General features: G+C 62.3%; 14 protein-coding genes. 3 read left to right on the forward strand and 11 right to left on the reverse strand.

Annotation, left to right across the window (positions count from 1 at the left end):
• Positions 1 to 583 precede the first annotated feature (583 nt).
• Positions 584 to 2,047, forward strand: coding sequence for an aldehyde dehydrogenase family protein (locus QRN48_RS15575; RefSeq protein WP_285351585.1), 1,464 nt, complete (start codon positions 584 to 586; stop codon positions 2,045 to 2,047).
• 236 nt (positions 2,048 to 2,283) lie between these two features.
• Here the strand turns inward: QRN48_RS15575 and pepN are convergent, their stop codons facing one another.
• Genes pepN through QRN48_RS15605 form a run of 6 tightly spaced genes read right to left on the reverse strand, consistent with a single transcriptional unit; the run spans position 2,284 to position 8,842 of the window.
• Positions 2,284 to 4,965, reverse strand: coding sequence for an aminopeptidase N (pepN, locus tag QRN48_RS15580; protein WP_285351587.1), 2,682 nt, complete (start codon positions 4,963 to 4,965; stop codon positions 2,284 to 2,286).
• A 29-nt stretch (positions 4,966 to 4,994) separates the two neighbouring features.
• Positions 4,995 to 5,825 carry a DUF2797 domain-containing protein gene (locus tag QRN48_RS15585; protein ID WP_191945442.1) on the reverse strand — a complete coding sequence of 277 codons (831 nt, stop codon included), beginning with the start codon at positions 5,823 to 5,825 and terminating at the stop codon, positions 4,995 to 4,997.
• Positions 5,822 to 6,082 (reverse strand): YeaC family protein, encoded by a 261-nt coding sequence (locus QRN48_RS15590; RefSeq protein ID WP_074888021.1) that lies wholly within the window; start codon positions 6,080 to 6,082, stop codon positions 5,822 to 5,824. The genes QRN48_RS15585 and QRN48_RS15590 overlap by 4 nt, the downstream gene beginning before the upstream one ends.
• Positions 6,083 to 6,111: 29 nt before the next feature.
• Entirely contained in the window at positions 6,112 to 6,984 is an 873-nt protein-coding gene (locus QRN48_RS15595; protein WP_191945443.1) for a rhomboid family intramembrane serine protease, read from the reverse strand.
• A complete protein-coding gene (locus QRN48_RS15600; protein ID WP_285351589.1) occupies positions 6,981 to 7,952 on the reverse strand; it encodes a metallophosphoesterase in 972 nt (323 codons plus the stop codon). The genes QRN48_RS15595 and QRN48_RS15600 overlap by 4 nt, the downstream gene beginning before the upstream one ends.
• Entirely contained in the window at positions 7,952 to 8,842 is an 891-nt protein-coding gene (locus QRN48_RS15605) for an NAD(+) kinase (RefSeq protein WP_037011709.1), read from the reverse strand. Before QRN48_RS15605 ends, QRN48_RS15600 begins: the two co-directional genes overlap by 1 nt.
• Positions 8,843 to 9,277: 435 nt before the next feature.
• On the opposite strand from QRN48_RS15605, the gene QRN48_RS15610 reads away from it, so the two are divergent.
• On the forward strand, positions 9,278 to 10,264 hold the full coding sequence (locus tag QRN48_RS15610) for a DUF1853 family protein (RefSeq protein WP_191945445.1): 987 nt from the start codon (positions 9,278 to 9,280) through the stop codon (positions 10,262 to 10,264).
• On the opposite strand, the gene QRN48_RS15615 is transcribed toward QRN48_RS15610, so the two are convergent.
• The 5 genes from QRN48_RS15615 to QRN48_RS15635 form a co-directional block, all read right to left on the reverse strand.
• On the reverse strand, positions 10,227 to 11,510 hold the full coding sequence (locus QRN48_RS15615) for an arsenic transporter (protein ID WP_191945446.1): 1,284 nt from the start codon (positions 11,508 to 11,510) through the stop codon (positions 10,227 to 10,229). The two genes, QRN48_RS15610 and QRN48_RS15615, sit on opposite strands and share 38 nt — an antisense overlap.
• The gene (locus QRN48_RS15620) at positions 11,504 to 12,727 is read right to left on the reverse strand and encodes an MFS transporter (RefSeq protein WP_037011716.1); all 1,224 of its coding nucleotides are present in this window, start codon (positions 12,725 to 12,727) and stop codon (positions 11,504 to 11,506) included. Before QRN48_RS15620 ends, QRN48_RS15615 begins: the two co-directional genes overlap by 7 nt.
• A gap of 713 nt (positions 12,728 to 13,440) precedes the next feature.
• On the reverse strand, positions 13,441 to 14,781 hold the full coding sequence (locus QRN48_RS15625) for an MFS transporter (RefSeq protein WP_285351591.1): 1,341 nt from the start codon (positions 14,779 to 14,781) through the stop codon (positions 13,441 to 13,443).
• A 207-nt stretch (positions 14,782 to 14,988) separates the two neighbouring features.
• Positions 14,989 to 15,972, reverse strand: coding sequence for a 1-aminocyclopropane-1-carboxylate deaminase/D-cysteine desulfhydrase (locus QRN48_RS15630; RefSeq protein WP_285351593.1), 984 nt, complete (start codon positions 15,970 to 15,972; stop codon positions 14,989 to 14,991).
• A 135-nt stretch (positions 15,973 to 16,107) separates the two neighbouring features.
• Positions 16,108 to 18,147, reverse strand: coding sequence for an NADPH-dependent 2,4-dienoyl-CoA reductase (locus QRN48_RS15635; protein WP_191945449.1), 2,040 nt, complete (start codon positions 18,145 to 18,147; stop codon positions 16,108 to 16,110).
• A 341-nt stretch (positions 18,148 to 18,488) separates the two neighbouring features.
• Here QRN48_RS15635 and QRN48_RS15640 point away from each other — a divergent pair, with 341 nt between their 5' ends.
• The gene (locus QRN48_RS15640) at positions 18,489 to 19,640 is read left to right on the forward strand and encodes a carbon-nitrogen hydrolase family protein (RefSeq protein ID WP_191945450.1); all 1,152 of its coding nucleotides are present in this window, start codon (positions 18,489 to 18,491) and stop codon (positions 19,638 to 19,640) included.
• Positions 19,641 to 19,643 lie beyond the last annotated feature (3 nt).

Consider the following 19,643-nt stretch of genomic DNA (forward strand, 5'->3'; position numbering starts at 1 on the left):
GAACACTTGATGTCGCTCGCACTGGCCTCTTCCCGGCTGAAGCCGGTCCCACTGACATCAAAAGCGGCGTGCACACCTCCACTGACGCAGCACGCTGCCTTTAGTGGGACCGGCTTTAGCCGGGAAAGCGTCAGGCGTCACACCGAACACTTGATGTCGCTCGCACTGGCCTCTTCCCGGCTGAAGCCGGTCCCACTGAAATCAAAAGCGGCGTGCACACCTCCACTGAGGCAGCAAGCTGCCTTTAGTGGGACCGGTTTTAGCCGGGAAAGCGTCAGGCGTCACACCGAACACTTGATGTCGCTCGCACTGGCCTCTTCCCGGCTGAAGCCGCTCCCACCGGCATCAAAAGCGCGTACACACCGCCATTGAAAGAGCGCGCTGCCTTTCGTGGGACCGGCTTTAGCCGGGAAAGCGTCGGCAGTTACACCGCAAAACTGATGGCGCGCACACTGCCGGATTCAGCAGATTCTCCCTTGCAGGCTGCAACAACGGCATCTTTCGCCTGGGCCGGTTTGTTAGCGTATGAGGACGTTTGAACGGGCTGTTCGCAGCACTTTTTCCGCTCCAGGGAGCTCACCGGATGACCTCACACCCTTTCAACACCCACGGCACTGAGCTGCAACACGCCGGGCATTTTTACATCAACGGCGAGTGGACATCCCCCGTTGTTACAGCCCGTCTTCCCGTGGTCAATCCAGCCACTGAAGAGGTGGTGGCCCAGGTGGCGCAAGGTTCAGCCGAGGACGTTGACCGGGCCGTGGCAGCTGCGCGGGGGGCGTTCGCGGGCTGGTCCGCAACGCCGGCCGTAGAACGCGCAGCGATTCTGGGGAAAATCCATGCATTGATCTTGGAGCGCAAAGAGTCGCTGGCCCAGACCCTGTCGCTGGAGATGGGCGCGGCGATCAGTTTCTCCCGTTCCATGCAGGTGCCGTTGGCCGCCGAACACGTACGCGTCGCCCGGGATCTGCTGTCTACCTATCGCTTTCAGACCGTCGAAGGCACCACCGCCATCGAACGTGAAGCCATCGGCGTCTGCGGCCTGATCACGCCATGGAACTGGCCGCTGTACCAGATCACCGCCAAAGTCGCGCCGGCCATTGCTGCCGGTTGCACCGTGGTCCTGAAACCCAGCGAACTCTCACCCTTGAGTGCCCTGCTGTTCGCCCAACTGGTGCACGACGCCGGCCTGCCCCCCGGCGTGTTCAATCTGGTCAACGGCAGCGGTCCTGACGTCGGCGCAGCCCTCGCCTCGCACCCTGACATCGACATGATTTCCATCACCGGCTCAAACCGTGCCGGCGCCCTCGTCGCGCAGGCGGCTGCGGTAACCGTGAAACGCGTGACCCAGGAACTGGGCGGCAAATCGCCGAACGTCATGCTGCCCGACGCTGACTTCGCCAAGGCGGTGCCACTGGGGGTGCTGTCGGCCCTGCGCAACGTCGGCCAGTCGTGCAGTGCGCCGACCCGAATGATCGTGCCCCGCGCGCGTCTCGCCGAAGTCGAGGCATTGGCAACGGCCACCGCCAATGCGTTGATCGTCGGGGACCCGCAATCGCCGGATACCCAACTCGGGCCAATTGCCAATCAAGCCCAGTTCAGCCGTGTTCAAGCCATGATCCAGACAGGCATCAGCGAAGGGGCGAAACTGTTGTGCGGCGGGCCGGGCCGTGTGCATGGGTTTGAAAAAGGTTATTACACCCGGCCGACGGTGTTTTCCGAAGTGGACTCGGCGATGCGCATCGCGCAAGAGGAAATCTTCGGTCCGGTGCTGTGCATTCTCGCCTACGACACGATCGACGAAGCGGTGGCCATCGCCAATGACACCGTCTACGGTCTGGGCGCCCATGTGCAGGCGCAGGACCTGGAACTGGGCCGAGCAGTCGCCTCGCGCATCCGCGCCGGGCAAGTGCACCTGAACTATCCGGCGTGGGACCCCATGGCGCCCTTCGGCGGCTACAAGCGTTCGGGCAATGGCAGAGAGTACGGCGTGCAGGGGTTTGAAGAGTATCTCGAGACCAAAGCCATTATCGGCTTCAACGCCTGATCGACCGCTCGCCGGAATTGGACATCTCGACTTGTGGGACCGGCTTCAACCGGGAAAGCGTCATTCGTCACAACGCAAAATGGATGACGCACAAACCGGCCTCTTCCCGGCCAAAGCCAGTCCTACCAAGGCATTAGCGTGCAAGACAACATCCAAAGCCGCTGAAACCATGAAGCAGCGCCCACAAAAAAGGGCTGTCCGCGCAAACGGACAGCCCTTTTCAACAACCGCCCGATTTACGCCAGGCTTTTGCTCACCACTTCATACACGTCCGGCGACAGCGGGCCGGAGGCCAGGATGCGCTCCAGTTCCGCCTTCATCAGCGCTTGCCGCGCGCTGTCGTATTTGCGCCAGCGGGTCAACGGCGCCAACTGGCGCGATGCGATCTGCGGGTTGAAGCCGTTCAGTTCGATGACCAGATCGGCCAGGAAGCGATAGCCGGAACCGTCCGCTGCATGGAAGTTGATCAGGTTCTGGCCGGCAAACGCACCGATCAGCGCACGCACCTTGTTCGGGTTCTTCATGGTGAAGGCCGGGTGCTGCATCAGCGCTTTGACGCGTTCCAACCCGCCCGGCAACGTGCTGCCCGCCTGCACGCTGAACCACTGATCCATCACCAGCGCGTTGTCCTTGAAGTTCTCGGCAAACACTTCAAGCGCCTTGGCCTTCTCGGCGTCGAACGGCGAGTTCACCAGCACGGCCAGCGCGGTCAGGCGCTCGGTCATGTTGTCGGCAGTGTCGAACTGGTCGATGGCCGCGGCCAGCACCTCAGGTTTGCCGGTCAGCATCAGGTACGACAGCGCGATGTTCTGCAGCGCACGGCGAGCGAAGTGCTCGGACGCGGCCACGTACGGCGTCTGCCTGGACAGTTCACGGTTGGTCTGATAGCGCTTCCACAATGCGTCGCTGAGGTTGTCAGCCAGTTGCTGGCGAGCGAACTCGCGTGCGGCGTGAATGGCATCGACGTCCGCCACTTCGCTGATTTCGATGAGGTACGCCTCGCCCGGCAGCGACAGCATCTCGGCGACCATGGCCTGATCCAGGCTCTCATCCGACAGCACGGTGTGCAGCGCGGTGATCAGGCGCTGGTCCATGACCAGCGGCTCGCCCTTCTGGTGCTGGGCGATCAAGTCCTGAAGTACTTGAACCGACAATTGCTGCCCGGCATCCCAGCGGTTGAAGCCGTCGCTGTCGTGTTGCATGAGGAACATCAGCTGGTCGCGGTTGTACGGGAAGCTCAGTTTCACCGGAGCGGAGAAGCCGCGAAGCAAGGAAGGCAGCGGCTGCTCGGCGATGTCGACGAAGGTGAACGTCTGCACGGCTTCGGTGACTGAAAGCACGCGTGAGGTATTCACCGCTGGCGCTTCGCCCTGCAGGCGCAGAGGCAGTTCCTGGCCCTCGGCATCCAGCAAGCCCATGGCAACCGGAATCACAAACGGCAGTTTCTGCTCACCCGGTTGGCCCGGCGTGGTCGGTGCGCTTTGGCGGAACGTCAGGCTGTAGGTCTTGGCCTCGGTATCATAGGACTCGCTGACCGCCAGACGCGGCGTGCCGGCTTGGGAGTACCAGCGCTTGAACTGGGTGAAGTCGACACCGTTGGCGTCTTCCATGGCCTTGATGAAGTCGTCGCAGGTCACGGCCTGGCCGTCGTGGCGCTCGAAGAATAAATCGGTGCCCTTGCGGAAGCCCTCCACGCCCAGAAGCGTGTGGATCATGCCGACCACTTCCGCACCCTTCTCGTACACGGTCAGGGTGTAGAAGTTGGAAATTTCGATGAAGCTGTCCGGGCGCACGGCATGGGCCATGGGACCGGCGTCTTCGGCGAACTGGTGCGTGCGCAGGTAGGCCACGTCTTGAATGCGTTTCACCGTGGCGGAGTTCATGTCAGCGGAGAAGCCCGAATCACGGAACACCGTGAAACCTTCCTTCAGCGACAGCTGGAACCAGTCGCGGCAGGTGACGCGGTTGCCCGACCAGTTGTGAAAGTATTCATGGGCGACGATGGCCTCGACGCGCTGGTGTGCAGCGTCGGTGGCCGTCTCGGCGCGGGCCAGCACGGCGCTGGAGTTGAAGATATTGAGGCCCTTGTTCTCCATGGCGCCCATGTTGAAGTCGTTGACCGCCACGATCATGAAGATGTCCAGATCGTATTCGCGGCCGTAAACCTCTTCGTCCCAGCGCATGGACTTCTTCAGGCTGTCCATGGCGTGCTGGCATTTATCGACGTTTTCGGGCTCGACGAAGATGCGCAACGTGACCTTGCGGTCGGTCATGGTGGTGAAGGTGTCTTCAATGCACCACAGGTCGCCAGCGACCAGCGCGAACAGGTAAGCCGGCTTCTTGAACGGGTCTTCCCAGGTGGCCCAGTGACGGCCTTCTTCCTCGGACGGGCCGGCGGCAATCAGGTTGCCGTTGGACAGCAGGATCGGGAAGGCCTGCTTGTTGGCGCTGACCGTGGTGGTGAACTTGCTCATCACGTCCGGGCGGTCGAGGTAGTAGGTGATCTTGCGAAAGCCTTCGGCTTCGCACTGGGTGCAGAACATGCCGCTGGACTTGTACAGGCCTTCCAGCGCGGTGTTGGTTTCCGGGTGGATCTTCACGCTGGTGTCCAGCGTGAAAGACTCGCTGGCCGGCTGCACCGTCAGGCTGTCCGACGTCAGCTGATAGTCCTGCGGCGTGAGCTCGGCGTCCGCCAGTTTCACCGACAGCAGCTCAAGCAACTGACCGTCGAGCACCAGTGGCGGCAACGCGCCGCCTTGTGCCAGCTGGGCGCGCTCGGGGTTGCGGCGCATCACCAACTGCGCATGAACCAGCGAATGGTCCTCGAACAATTCAAAGGTCAGGTGGGTCTCGTCGATGAGGTACTCAGGCGCCTGATAGTCCTTCAGGTAAATCATTTTCGGCTGGTCGGTGCGCATGGTGCGGTCCCTTCTTCTGCTAATACGGGCTACTGATGCACGGCGAGTTGGTACGCCGTGTATTTGCGAATATTGATCACGCCGGTGTCGAAAATCAGGTATTGCCCTTTGACACCCAGCAGGGTCCCCTCGGCGATCGGATCCTTGTCCAGATTGAAGCTGACGATCTTGGTCGGGTAGGCCTCTACCGGGTATCGGATCTCAATGGGCTCGACATCGTTCATCACCTGAATGGCCTGCAAGCCGAAACGCATCTGCAACGCGACCAGGCCTTCGGCGCAGGACTCGAACAGTTGCTGGCGGATGGCACTCAGGTCGACCGCCGGCGCATCGCCCTTGAGCAACGCCCGCCAGTTGGTGCGGTCGGCCACCTGACTGCGAAACAGGTCTTCCACGAAGCCCGACTGCTGGCGGGTGGCGCAGCGCACGATGGGCAAGGCCTGGCTCGCGCCCTGGTCAAGCCAGCGCGTCGGCAACTGGGTCGCGCGAGTGATGCCGACTTTAACCCCCGACGAATTGGCCAGGTACACCACGTGCTCGGTCATGCAGAACTGCTCGCCCCAGGCCGGATCCCGGCAGGTGCCGTGCTCGTGGTGGCAGCGCTCGGGGCTCATGATGCACAGGTCACACTGCGCCAGCTTGAGCATGCACGGGTAGCAATAACCCTGGCTGTAGCTGGTTTTGGTGCGCTTGCCGCAGTGGCTGCAGTGAATCGCGCCGAGGTATTCCAGGCGCACGGTCTTGCCGATCAACGGGTTGACCGGGATCTGCGCATCACCCAGACGAAATGCGTATTCAACCCGCGAGGCCTCAAGCCGCGCGGACATTTTGTTGACAGCGCCTCTACCGATTTCAATCAATGAATGGAGTCCGACTTGAACAGGATATTGGGCACAGGTGCCGATTTGGACGCGCACTCTTGCGGCCCCATGTAGCCGATGCGCTGGTCTTCGGGAACGTTGCGCACTTCCCAGGCAATCAGGGCCTGCAGCGACAGCTCGCGTTGCTCCTGTGTCAGCTTGCGACCGTCGGACCATTTGCCGATTTCCACCGCCAGCTTCAGGCTTTCGTAGACGTCGGGGGTGATGTTTTCAATCATTTCGACAAAAGAGGACATTGGGTTCTCCCAGAGTTGAGCGGGCGATTTTAATGTTTGCGGCGGGCCAATGCACCGCCCACAAGACCTGTAGCACAACCGATGATCAGCCCGCCGACATGGGCGCCATTGGCGATTTCGCCAAAGCCCAGCACACCGATCACGCCAGTCATGCACACCACCAGCCAGATCAGCATCATGGCCAGTACGCCACGCGGTAAACGATAGATGGGGTTGGGGGCGAGCAATTGAAAGATCCAGCAATGACCGAGCAACGCGTACAGCACGCCGGAGAGGCCGCCGAACAGGCTCGGCCCGCTCCAGAAATACTGGCCGTAGTTGGAAAACGCACTGAACGCCAGGGTCAGTCCGAGCAACTGCCAATGGCCCTGACGCGTTTCGATGCGCCGGCCCAGCTCCCAGAACCACAGGGCGTTCATCACCAGATGCAGCACGCCAAAGTGGATAAACATCGGCGTAACGATGCGCCACCACTCGCCGGCGGCCAGCGTTGCTGCCACGGGGGTGAAAGCGATGTACTCGCCGCGCACGCGAAAGTCGTTGAAGGTCAGCCAGCTCAGCGCCTCGAAGTTGTCGCCGAGCAAGGTCACGCCGGCCACGATCAGGCACAGCAGCAGAATAATGCTGGTCACCGGACTGCGGCGCACCTGCAGCAGCGGGCTGGGGCGGCTGACAGCCACGACTTCCCGGCCCGGCGGCAATTGCGCGGTGGGGTCGCCTTCAGGGTACTGCTGATACAGCTGACGAATGTCATCGGCCAGCTGCGGCGCATCCGGCACCCAGAGCACCTGTTGGCCTGCCTCCTCGCTCACCCGGTGGGGCACGTTGAGGCGACGCAGCAATTCGACGAAGCCGCTCAAATCGGTCTGCAGCGGCAGGCGTAATACAGCGACAGGACTCATTGAGGTATTTCCGGACGAGTGACGTCGACCCAGACGAATTTGTTCGGGTCGATTCGGGTTTCCTGATCAAGCCGGTACGCGACCAGTTTGCCGAACAGTACGGCGCTGTAATCCAGGCACGCCAGGTTGGGACGGATAGGGGCGGGAACGCCGCTGCGCCAGTAATGGCCGACGAACAGCAGTGGCTCATCAGCGCCATAGCGCAGCAACGCGTTCTTTTCACTGGGCGACAGCGGCCTTCTGGCCACCGGCTCCGGCAGGGCATCGGGCTGAAACACCACGTCGCCGTAGGTTTGCGGGTCATCTTCCCAGAACTTGGTGCGGAACGAGGCGCGGGTCAGGCCGTCGCCGCCGGTCAGGGTCATGCCATGGGGCAGACGCAGGTCGGTGCCACGCAGCAGACGGTCGAACACCGCACTGGCAAAGCTGCCCGGCAGCGCCGACGCCTGAACGAAGGCTTGGTCGATGCGCCCGTCACCGCGGTCACTGCGCATGGCGTCGATGAGCGTTGCGTCCCAGCACGCATGCACCAGCCGGAACCGCTCGGCGTCGATGAACAGTGGCAGCTCGTAGAACCATTCGAGAAAGTCGTTCCACTCCCCCGGATGCTGCTCGAACTGCGCCAGGGTTTCACCCAGCAGGCGCGCATGGCGCGGGGTGTGTTCGCGCACGAACTGTTTGCCGCTGTCCGCCGGCGCAGGTGTGCTCCAGCCCAGCGCATTGAACTCGTGGTTGCCCATGATGCAAAACGCGTGGCCGGCCTCGACCATGTCATGGACGATATGCAGCGTCTCGCGAATTCGCGGGCCGCGGTCGATGATGTCGCCGAGGAACACGGCAATACGTTCAGGGTGGCGCCAGACGCCCGCCTGAAATCGGTAACCGAGGGTGTCGAGCAAGTGCTCAAGGGTCTGGGCACATCCATGCACGTCACCGATCAGATCGTAGCTACGCGCGGGATCGAGCATCAGTCGCTCCCGCCGCCGAGCCGACTGCCCCAACCGAGTTTGGTCCGGCAGACTTCGTAGTAGTTGTGGTCGAGGGGGTGAATCAGTCGCAGTTTCTGCGGCTTCTTTTTCACGGTCACGGTGTCACCCGGGGCGCAGGTGAAGTGGTTCTGGCCATCGCAGGAAACCTGGGGATAGATCGTCATGTCCTTTGAGACAACGATTTTCAACTCACTGTTTCCATCCACGACAATCGGCCTGCCCGACAGCGTATGCGGGTACATCGGCACGATGACAATGGCGTCGAGCTTGGGGTGCATGATCGGGCCGCCCGCCGACAGCGCATAGGCGGTGGACCCGGTCGGCGTGGCAACGATCAGACCGTCGGCCTTCTGGCTGCAGACGAACTGGCCGTCGATGTAAATTTCGAATTCGATCATGCGTGTGGATTTGCCGGGGTGCAGAACCACGTCGTTGAGCGCGTCGCCCTGTCCGATCGCCTCGCCGTGGCGGCGCACTTCGGCCTGCAGCAGGAAGCGGTTTTCGACCAGATAGTGGCCGTCGAGGACTTCGGCGACTTTGACTTCCAGTTCGTCGGGGCGGATATCGGTTAGAAAACCCAGGCTGCCGCGGTTGATGCCCAGCACCGGCACGTTGTGCTTGGCCAGCGCACGCGCGGCACCGAGCAAACTGCCGTCGCCGCCGACGACGATGACCATGTCGCAGACTTCGCCGAGCATCTTGCGTGAAGAGGTTTGCAGGCCATGGCCTGGCAAGACTTCGGCGATGGCATCCTCGAGGATCACATGCAGGTGCCGCGAGATCAGAAATTTCTTGAGTCGGCGAACGGTCTCCACCACCTGAGTACTGCCCAGGCGACCAATGATGCCGATGTTTCGAAATTGCTCCATGGGGCTCCCGCAGGCTTGATGCATGTAAAGAACGCGATTATGGGCGAAGGGGTCGGGTGCGGCAAATGGGGAACTGCGCGGATAGGGCCAGCGCCCGCGTTGTGGTGCATTAATAGGCATCCCACCGTGCGGCTAACGACGCCGTAGCTGCGGGCTTGTTGGCTTCTCGTTGGCTTGTTGGCTTGTGGGCTTGTGGGCTTGTGGGCTTGTGGGCTAACGCGATGTACCAGCCGGCATGTTTGACGCTGAAATACCGCGTTCGCCAGCAAGCCGGCTCCTACGGGAGATTGGCATTAGACGGGCAGCCTGAATCGCGCATAAACCTGTAGGAGCGCGCTTGCCCGCGAAGACGTCGGCAGGTTCGGCACAGATGCCGGCTGACGCTCCGCCTGGATACGATGGCCGCGAGCGCCCATCACCCGCTATTCTGCCCGGATGAACAACCCTTTTCCGACCCTGAGCGCCCTGCCCCGTCAACTCCGTACGCCCATCGTGCGTGATCTGGCATGGGTGATACTGTCCCCGGCCATGCTGGCGCAAACCCTATGGCCTCAACGTCATCCGCTCAGCGGCAGCGACTGGGTACACCATCCCGAAGCACTCGAAGTTTTTTTAACGCAACTGGACCGCGACGACACCGCACTCAGCGACTGGCTTTCAAGAAGCTCGACTCGCCGGCTGGGGCTGTACTACGAGCACCTGTGGCACTTTGCAATCGAGCACGCGCCCGGTGTCGAGATGCTCGCCGCCAACCTGCCGATTCAAGGCGAAGGCCGCACATTGGGCGAGCTGGACATGCTGCTGCGCGACAGACAGGGCGTCCACCACATCGAGCTGGCGATCAAGCTGTACCTGGGGCTTCAAGCGGCCGACGGCGCGGACCCGGCGAACTGGCTCGGGCCGGGCTCTCAGGACCGGTTGGATCTCAAACTTGCGCACCTGGACGAGCATCAGCTGCCCATGTCTTCGCGCCCGGAGAGCACCGCCATTCTCGCCGCGCAGGGTGTGGAAACGTTTAGCGCTTCACTCTGGTTGGGGGGCTATCTGTTTTATCCGTGGCCCGGTGTCGCCGCCTCGCCCCGAGGGGCAAACCCCGGGCATCTGCGCGGCCACTGGCTGCATCAAAAAGACTGGCCTGCGTACGCCGCACACGCGCACGAAGGCCGCTGGCAATTGCTGCCACGCCCTTCGTGGCTGGGACCGGCGCGCTGTGACGAGGCCTGGACACCGCGCCAGTTTCAAGACTGGCTGGACGCCCTCGACCCGCTGGCACCCGCGCAACTGCTGGTGCGCCTGACGCAACTTGGCGACGCCCACTGGGAGGAAGCCGAGCGGCTGTTTCTGGTGTCCGACCTCTGGCCGAATCTGCCGGATGCCTGCCGCGTCAAAGACTCAAGCGCAGCACCAGCGCCGCCAGGGTGATCAACAGCACTGGCACCGTCAGGACAATGCCGACCCTGAAGTAATAGCCCCAGCCGATGGTCACGCCTTTCTTGGCCAGCACATGCAGCCACAACAGGGTCGCGAGGCTGCCGATCGGGGTGATCTTCGGACCCAGGTCACTGCCGATGACATTGGCGTAAATCATCGCCTCTTGCAGCAGGCCATGGGCCTGGCTGGCGTCAATCGACAGCAGACCGATCAGCACCGTCGGCAGGTTGTTCATCACCGACGACAGCAACGCCGTCAGCACCCCGGTGCCCATCGCCGCGCCCCAGAGACCGTGCTCGGCGAAGCGGTCCAGCCAGGTCGCCAGATAGTCAGTCAGCCCCTGATTGCGCAGGCCGTAGACCACCAGGTACATGCCCAGCGAGAAAATCACAATCTGCCACGGCGCGTCTTTCAGCACCTTGCGCGTCGAAATGCGGTGGCCCTTGGCAGCGATGCCCAGCAGGATCGCTGCGCACACGGCGGAAATCGCGCTGATGGGGATGCCCAGCGGCTCCAGCGCAAAACAGCCCACCAGCAAAATGCCAAGCACCCACCAGCCGGTCATGAAGGTCGCGCGGTCCTTGATCGCCGAGGACGGCTCGGCCAGTTGCGAAGCGTCGAACGTTTTCGGAATGTCGCGGCGGAAGAACAGCATCAGCACCGCGAGCGTCGCCGCGACGCTGACCAGATTGACCGGCACCATGACCGAAGCGTAGCGATTGAAACCGATGCCGAAGTAATCGGCGGACACGATGTTGACGAGGTTGGAGACCACCAGCGGCAGGCTCGCGGTGTCCGCAATGAACCCCGCCGCCATCACAAACGCCAGCGTCGTCGCAGGCGAAAAGCGCAGCGCCAGCAGCATCGACATGACGATCGGGGTGAGGATCAGCGCTGCGCCATCGTTGGCAAACAGCGCCGACACCAGGGCCCCGAGCAGCACGATGAACGCAAACAAGCGCCGGCCCTTGCCGTTGCCCCAGCGCGCCACATGCAGCGCGGCCCAATTGAAAAACCCGGCTTCGTCCAGCAACAGGCTGATAATGATCAGCGCAATGAAGGTGCCGGTGGCGTTCCAGATGATGTGCCACACCTGGGGGATATCACTCAGATGCACCACGCCGGACAGCAGCGCAAGCACGGCGCCAAAGGTTGCACTCCAGCCAACGCCCAGGCCTTTGGGTTGCCAGATCACCAACGTGATGGTGATCAGAAAAATCAGGACGGCGATCAGCATTTCTTGGGAGTTCTCGGAAGCAGAATGGCGAGGATGCCCAGCAAGGGCAGATAGGAGCACAGCGAGTAGACATAGAGGATGCCGTGAAGGTCCGCCAGGTGCCCCAATAAAGCGGCAGCGATGCCGCCGAACCCGAACATCAGCCCGAAGAAGATACCGGCGATCATGCCGACATTGCCCGGCACCAGTTCCTGCGCGTACACGACGATGGCCGAAAACGCCGAAGCGAGGATGAAGCCGATGATCACGCTGAGCACGCTGGTCCAGAACAGGTCCGCGTAGGGCAGCGCGAGGGTGAACGGGGCGACGCCGAGGATCGAGAACCAGATCACCGCCTTGCGCCCGATGCGGTCACCGATAGGGCCGCCGAAAAAAGTGCCTGCCGCGACGGCTGCCAGGAACATGAACAGGTGCAACTGCGAGCTGGCGACCGACAACTGGAATTTTTCGATCAAGAAGAAGGTGAAGTAACTGGTGAAGCTGGCCATGTAGAAGTACTTGGAGAACACCAGCAGCGCCAGTACCACCAGCGCGCTGGTCACCCTGCGCTTCGACAGGCCGTGGGTGGCGGCGTGCCCGGCCTTGAGTTTGAACAGCGCCAGATGCGCCTTGTACCAGCGGCTGATCGCGTAGAGCAATCCTACGGAGAACAACGCCACCAACCCGAACCAGGCGATGTGCCCCTGGCCGAATGGAATGATGATCGCCGCTGCAAGCAACGGTCCGATGGCCGAGCCACTGTTGCCGCCGACTTGAAAGGTTGACTGCGCCAGACCGAAGCGCCCGCCCGAGGCCAGCCGGGCGATGCGTGAGGCTTCGGGGTGAAACGTCGACGAACCGATCCCGATCAGGCCGGCTGCCAGCAAGATCAGCGGGAAGCTGCCCACGGTCGCCAGCATCAACACGCCGCCGAGAATGCACAGCGATCCCACCGGCAGGACCAGAGGATTGGGGTGCCGGTCGGTATAAAACCCGACCCAGGGTTGCAGCAGGGAGGCAGTGACCTGAAACGTAAGGGTAATCAGCCCCACCTGCGTGAAGCTCAGGTTGTAGGAGGCTTTGAGCATGGGGTAGATCGAGGGCAGGATCGACTGAATCAGGTCATTGAGCAGATGCGCCAGTGCGACTGCACCGATGATGCGCATGACCAGTGGGCTGGATTGCGGCGCGGACGTGGCGCCGGTCGCGGGCGAAGTTGCGGTGCGGGTAACGGCCATCGGGTGCATCCGTCGAACGTTGACGCGCCGTGGAACTCGTTACAGAACATGTCAGCGGCGCAAGGGGCCGCCAATGTGCCATTTTTTGGGGCAGCGCTGCCATGTTTTGTTGCCGGTTTGTGCGTTGATCGTGACCGACGTCTTTTTGGTATTTGACGGCAAAGCCACCCTTTTGGAGCCTGCGTTGTCATGGGGTGTCAGCCGAAACCGGTGCTGAATGCGTGGCCGTCTTCGCGGGCAAGCGCGCTCCTACAGGTTTGTGGACGACGCATATTCCGCGTCTGACGCAATCCGCTGTTGGCGCGCTTGCCCGCGAATGCATTCTTTCAGCCGCCGCGTGCATTGCTGACCCAACGTCTTCGCGGGCAAGCGCGCTCCTACAGGTTTGTGGACGACGCATATTCCGCGTTTGACGCAATCCATTGTAAGAGCGCGCTTGCCCGCGAATGCATCCTTTCAGCCGTCGCGTGTATCGCTGACCCAACGTCTTCGCGGGCAAGCGCGCTCCTACAGGTCTGTGGACGGCGCATATTCCGCGGTTAACGCAATCCGCTGTTGGCGCGCTCTTGCAGGTTTGTGGACGACGCATATTCCGCGTCTAACGCAATCCATTGTAGGAGCGCGCTTGCCCGCGAATGCATTTGTCCTGTCCCTCTATGGCTGACTGACCCACCGCGATCGTCAGACCACGGCACGCCTCACAGGGGATGGCTTCACACCGCTGTCTGAAGCTTGCCCCGCGACGTCAGCGAACCTTCGACCTCATGCAGCGACACCCTGGACGTTTCCGGCAAGGCCAGCCCGCCCGCCAGCGCCAGCAGGGCAATCACAATCAGGTAAAACGCCGGCGCCAGGTTGCTGCCCGTCGCGCCAATCAGCCAGGTCGCCATCAGCGGTGCCGTTCCACCGAAAATGGTGTACGCCATGTTGTAAGTAATCGCCGAGGCGGTGTAGCGAGTGCGCGTAGGAAAAGTCTCCGACAGCAAGGCCGCCGTGACCACGCCACACAGCACGGCACCGATCGCCAGCAGCATCACACCGACAATCGACGCTGCAAACGAACCGGAACTCGCCATGAGGAACGAGGGATACACCACCACGATGAGCAAGGCGCAGGTGCTGACCACTGTCGCGCGCCGCCCGACCTTGTCGGAAAACGCCCCGGCCAGTGGACAGATCGCAGCCGCGAACAGCAGCGCAATCAACGACACCAGCAACGCGGTAGCCCGGGTCAGGCCACCGGCGACCTGCAAGTACGTCGCGAAATAAGTGGTGAACATGTAGAACGACAGCGCCGTCAGCGACACGAAAGCCCCCAGGCAACAGATCGCGGCGCCGTGGTTGCGCAGGGTTTCTTTCAACGGCGAATGAGCGACTGCATGTTCCTCCTTCACCGCCTGGAACGCCGGCGTTTCGTCGAGCTTCCAGCGCAGGTACAACCCGACCAGACCCAACGGTGCCGCAATCAGAAACGGAAGCCGCCAGCCCCAACTGCCCATGGCCTCTGCGCTGAGCGAAGCCTCAAGCGCGTAAGCGATGATGGCCGCTGCCGCGAATGCCGAGAAGGTAGACACCGGCACGAAACTGCCATACCACGCCCGTTGCGCGCGCGGTGCGTGCTCCATCAGGTAAGCGCATGCGCCGGCGTATTCGCCCCCGGCGGAAAAACCTTGAGCGCAGCGGATGATCGTCAACAGAATCGGCGCGGTGACCCCGATTGCTGCGTAAGTGGGCAACAAGCCGATGATCATCGTGGCCCCGGCCATCAGCAGAATGGTGAACGCCAATGTGCGTTTGCGGCCAATGCGGTCGCCGAGCATGCCGAAAAACACCCCTCCAAGGGGCCGGAACGCGAAGGCGACCGCGAACACCGCAAAGGTCTTCAGCAGCGCTGCGCTGGCATCCCCGCTGGGGAAGAACTGCTGGGCGATGGTGGTGGCCAGAAATCCGTAAACGGCGAAATCGAACCATTCGACGAAATTGCCGATGGCGGCCGCAACGATGACTTTTCGCAAAGTGGCAGGCTCCACCTGCTCAGAGACGGGAGTGGTCATGCAAACCTCGGCGCGCGTGGGAAAGATCCGATTATCGGTACAGCGCCCCGCTCGCCTGACTCCAGAAGTGTCGCCGACGTATTCAGGACCGACCTGTTGATCTTTCTAGCGCGCAGGATTCGTGCCAGCGATTGGGCGATTCGGGATGACGCTGCTCTAGATGCCGACCGGTGCTTTCGCCAGGAAGCCCAGATGGCTCGGCAACCGTCAGCGACGCGCCGATGCGAGGTCGAAGGTCCGCCTGCCCTGCAATCCTCCCGTGTGCAGGAAGATCAGTCGCGTGCCCTCGGCGATCTGCCCCGCCTCCACCGCTTCGCGCAGGGCCATCAAGGCCTTGGCGGTATACAGGGGCTCAAAGGGAACAGCGGACTCGGCCTCATGGTGAGCCATGAAGTCCAGCAAGGCCGAATCGGTCTTGGCAAAACCTCCGCGACTGGCATCCACCAGCCGATAGTTCCCCGTGCTGGATAACACCTCATCGGTGCGGAAAGACATCGCACTCGTGGGAGCGAGCTTGCTCGCAAAGGGCTCAAGAATGGCTTGGATGTTCCGTTCGACCCCATGATGTGCAGGCACCGCCATTGCGCCGATCACTTCATGTTGCCCCGCTTCGGCCAGCACCAGCCCGGCGAGCGTCGTGCCGGTCCCGCACGCGAGCCAGCAGGCGTCGTAATCCTGCCAATCCAACTGGCCAAGCTGACTACGCGCCTGATGAACGATGTCGGCGCACCCCAACGCGCCATCAAGCCCGCCACCGCCTTCCGGCACCGGAAACAGGTGGGGATAACGTTCACGCCACAGGTCCCAGAAGTCGGCAGCATGCCGCGCACGATAGCCGGCGTAACCCAGCCAGTGCAGTTCCATGCCGAAAGCTTGCAGATCCAGCACCGTCGGCGTCTCGACCGCATGCCCGCGCATCAGCCCGAGGGTGGCAAAACCAAACCGCTTGCCTGCAGCCGCCAGCGCATGAAGGTGATTGGAATGCGCACCGCCCAGGCTGATGACACCCCGCGCACCGGCTCGCTCAGCTGCTTCCAGGTGATGCTTGAGCTTGAACCACTTATTGCCGCTGATCAGCGGATCGACCAGATCCAGACGCAGGATCGCCAGCTGCACGCCGGCCGACTGGAGCCAGTCGAAATGCAGGCGTTGCAGCGGTGCGGGCGGCATGGGTGACGTAACAGCAAACATGTGTTTGGGTCGGGTAACGGAAGGTGCGCGAGTCTAGCACCCTCGCGTTGATCCCTTGGGCCGGCCGAAGACACGCCTACATGACGCTCTGTGCTTTGGCCTTAACTAATCGCTCAGACAATCTAGGTGCTGCCCCTACAACCCCGCCGCCAACCGCGACCCCTGATCAATCGCGCGTTTGGCGTCGAGCTCGGTCGCCACGTCGGCGCCGCCGATCAAGTGCACGCTCTGCCCTGCTGCCTGCAGTCCTTCGTACAGCTCACGCAGTGGGTCTTGCCCGGCGCAGATCACCACGTTGTCCACGGGCAGCAGCTTCTCTTCACCCTCCGCACCGATGCGGATGTGCAGCCCGGCGTCGTCGATTTTCAGATACTCGACGCTGTTGAGCATTTGCACTTGTTTGTTCTTGAGGCCGGTGCGGTGAATCCAGCCGGTGGTTTTGCCCAGGCCGTCGCCGACTTTGGTGGCCTTGCGCTGCAACAGAAACACCTGACGCGCGGGCGCATGGGGATGGGCCTTGATCCCGGCCACACCGCCGCGCGCGGCCAGTTGCGTGTCGATGCCCCACTCGTCCCAGAACGCATCGCGGTCCAGGCTGGTGGCCACGCCTTGATGGACCAGGTATTCGGACACGTCAAAGCCAATGCCGCCGGCACCGATCACGGCGACGGACTTGCCGACCGGCTTGCGCGCCAGGATCACGTCCAGATAACTCAATACCTTGGGGTTGTCGACGCCGGGGATGGCCGGTGTGCGCGGCGCGATGCCGGTCGCGAGAATCACTTCGTCATAGCCTTGGCCGAGCAGGTCATCGACCTTCACACGGGTGTTCAAGCGCAGGTCAACACCGGTGGTCTCAAGCTTGCGGCCGAAGTAGCGCAGGGTTTCGTAGAACTCTTCCTTGCCGGGTATGCGCTTGGCGATATTGAACTGCCCGCCGATTTCGCTGGCCGAGTCGAACAAGGTGACCTCATGACCACGCTGGGCCGCCACGGTAGCGGCCGCCAGACCCGCAGGGCCGGCACCAACCACGGCGATCTTGCGAACCTGAGTGACCGGCAGATAGTTAAGCTCGGTCTCGTGGCAGGCGCGCGGGTTGACCAGGCAGCTGGTGAGCTTGCCGCCAAAGGTATGATCCAGACACGCCTGGTTGCAGCCAATGCAGGTGTTGATTTCATCGCCCCGTCCGGCCGCGGCCTTGTTGACGAACTCGGGGTCGGCCAGGAACGGGCGCGCCATGGACACCATGTCGGCGTCCCCCTCGGCAAGGATTTGTTCGGCGACTTCAGGGGTGTTGATGCGGTTGGTGGTGATCAGCGGGATCGACACCGAGCCCCGCATTTTCGCCGTCACTTTGGCGAACGCCGCGCGCGGCACTTTAGTGGCAATGGTCGGAATGCGCGCCTCGTGCCAGCCGATGCCGGTGTTGATCAGGGTCGCGCCGGCTCGCTCGATGGCTTGGGCCAACTGCACCACTTCTTCCCATGTGCTGCCGCCGTCGATCAGGTCGAGCATCGACAGGCGATAAATGATGATGAAGTTCGCGCCCACGGCTTCCCGCACCCGCCGCGCGATCTCCACCGGCAGGCGCATGCGGTTTTCGTAGCTGCCGCCCCAACGGTCGGTTCGATGATTGGTGTGGGCCACCAGGAACTGGTTAATGAAATAGCCTTCGGAGCCCATGATTTCGACGCCATCGTATTCGGCAGTCTGCGCCAGCGTCGCGCATGTCACGAAATCCTGAATCTGTTTTTCGATGCCCTCTTCGTCCAGCTCTTTTGGCTTGAACGGATTGATCGGCGCCTGAATCGCGCTTGGGGCCACTTGTTTGGGGCTGTAGGCATAGCGCCCCGCGTGAAGAATCTGCATGCAGATCTTGCCGCCGGCTTCATGCACCGCCTTGGTGACGATGCGGTGATTGGCCGCCTCTTCGGGCGTGGTCAGCTTGGCCGCGCCCGAGTACACCCCGCCTTCTGCGTTGGGCGCAATGCCGCCGGTCACCATCAAGCCGACCCCGCCGCGCGCGCGTTCGGCAAAATACACCGCCATGCGCTCGAACCCGCCCGGCTTCTCTTCCAGCCCCGTGTGCATCGAGCCCATCAGCGAGCGGTTGCGCAGCGTGGTGAAACCCAGGTCCAGCGGAGCCAGCAGATGCGGGTAGTGGGGGGCGGCCATACGAAAACTCCATCAACATCATCACGGGATGCGGGCGCTCTGCGGTGCCCGTCTGATCAGCAGGGCTAAAAATGATGCCCAATGCATAGCGCAGACAGTAAACAGCACCACGCCCCTGCTCAATGGCCGTAAGTAACAAGTTAATGATCAACGCGCGCACGGATGATAGGGCAGGCATTGCCACGGTCATTTGGGGCCGCGTTGATCACAGACACAACGTCAGCAGCACGTCTCGCGCCGCCGACGCAGCCGTACGCCTTCTCCAAAGCACCGTTTTGCCGTAGCCTTCCGGCACGTCATGGCGCCCTGTGCGCTCGCTTCCAAGGGTGTATTTTTTCTACATGCGCAAAGTTCTGGGTTCACTGACCGCTGCGGTGCTGGCGATTCTGCTCGTCAGCTACGGGCTGTGGACGAGCAAGCGCCATGTCGGCCATTACCTGACCGACCTGCGCATTCAAGTGGTGATCAACGACGGGCAGCCTGGGGAACACGGCAATTTGCTGGGTATCCAGCCCGAGCTATTCCCCTCCGATTACTCCAGCGTCAAGCGCCTGCATCGCAAGCTCGCGTCTTATCTGCTGCAAGCTCGCGACCACGGGCTGCTCAATGACAAAACCATCGTGGTGCTGCCCGAGCACATTGGCACCTGGCTACTGGCTGTGGACGAGAAGGCCCAGTTCTATCAGGCCACCACCCTTGATGAAGCCATGAACTGGCTGGCGTTCAGCAATCCGCTGCTGTTTCTCGACGCCGTGATTCACGCGCGCGGGAGCAGCCGTTTCGATGATGCGCGTCTGCGCATGAAAGCGCGCAGCATGGCGCAGGATTACCAGAACCTGTTCGGCGGCCTAGCCCGCGAGTTTGGCGTGACCCTGGTGGCGGGCTCGATCGTGCTGCCAAGTCCCACGGTGGAAGGCGGAGAGTTACACATCGGCCGTGGCGCACTCTACAACAGCAGTCTGGTGTTCGGTCCCGACGGCAGTCCGTTGGGGCAGCCGCAGCGTCAGCTGTTCCCTGGCTGGAACCAGCGCGGCTACATTCGTCCCGGCAAGGACGCCCCGCTGAATGTCATCCAGACCCCGGCCGGCCGGTTGGCAACGTTGATCGGCAGTGACAGCTGGTACCCGGACAACTACGCGCGGCTCAACGCCAGCGGTGCCGAACTGATCGCCGTCCCGGCCTACGTGGCAGGCAGTGGCGGCTGGTCACAGCCGTGGCGCACCGACAAGCACCAGGCGCTGGCGACCCATCTGCACCTGGACGCCAAGCCCATGACCGAAGGCGAAGCCTGGCGTCGACTGGCCCTGACGCCGGCAAGCACCGCCAAGGCGGGCATCGGCGTGTTCATGCGCGGCCAATTCTGGGACCTCGGCAGCGCGGGCCACAGTTTCGCCAGCCGGGGCGGGCAAAGCATCGCCGAACAATCCATTAGTGCCGGACCCAAAGGGGTGCGCCCCGGTCAAGGTGCGCGCCTGATCAATCTGTGGCTGTGACAG

Origin of the sequence: Pseudomonas sp. ME-P-057, from assembly GCF_030208975.1 — a bacterium.
GTDB classification, from domain to species: domain Bacteria; phylum Pseudomonadota; class Gammaproteobacteria; order Pseudomonadales; family Pseudomonadaceae; genus Aquipseudomonas; species Aquipseudomonas lutea.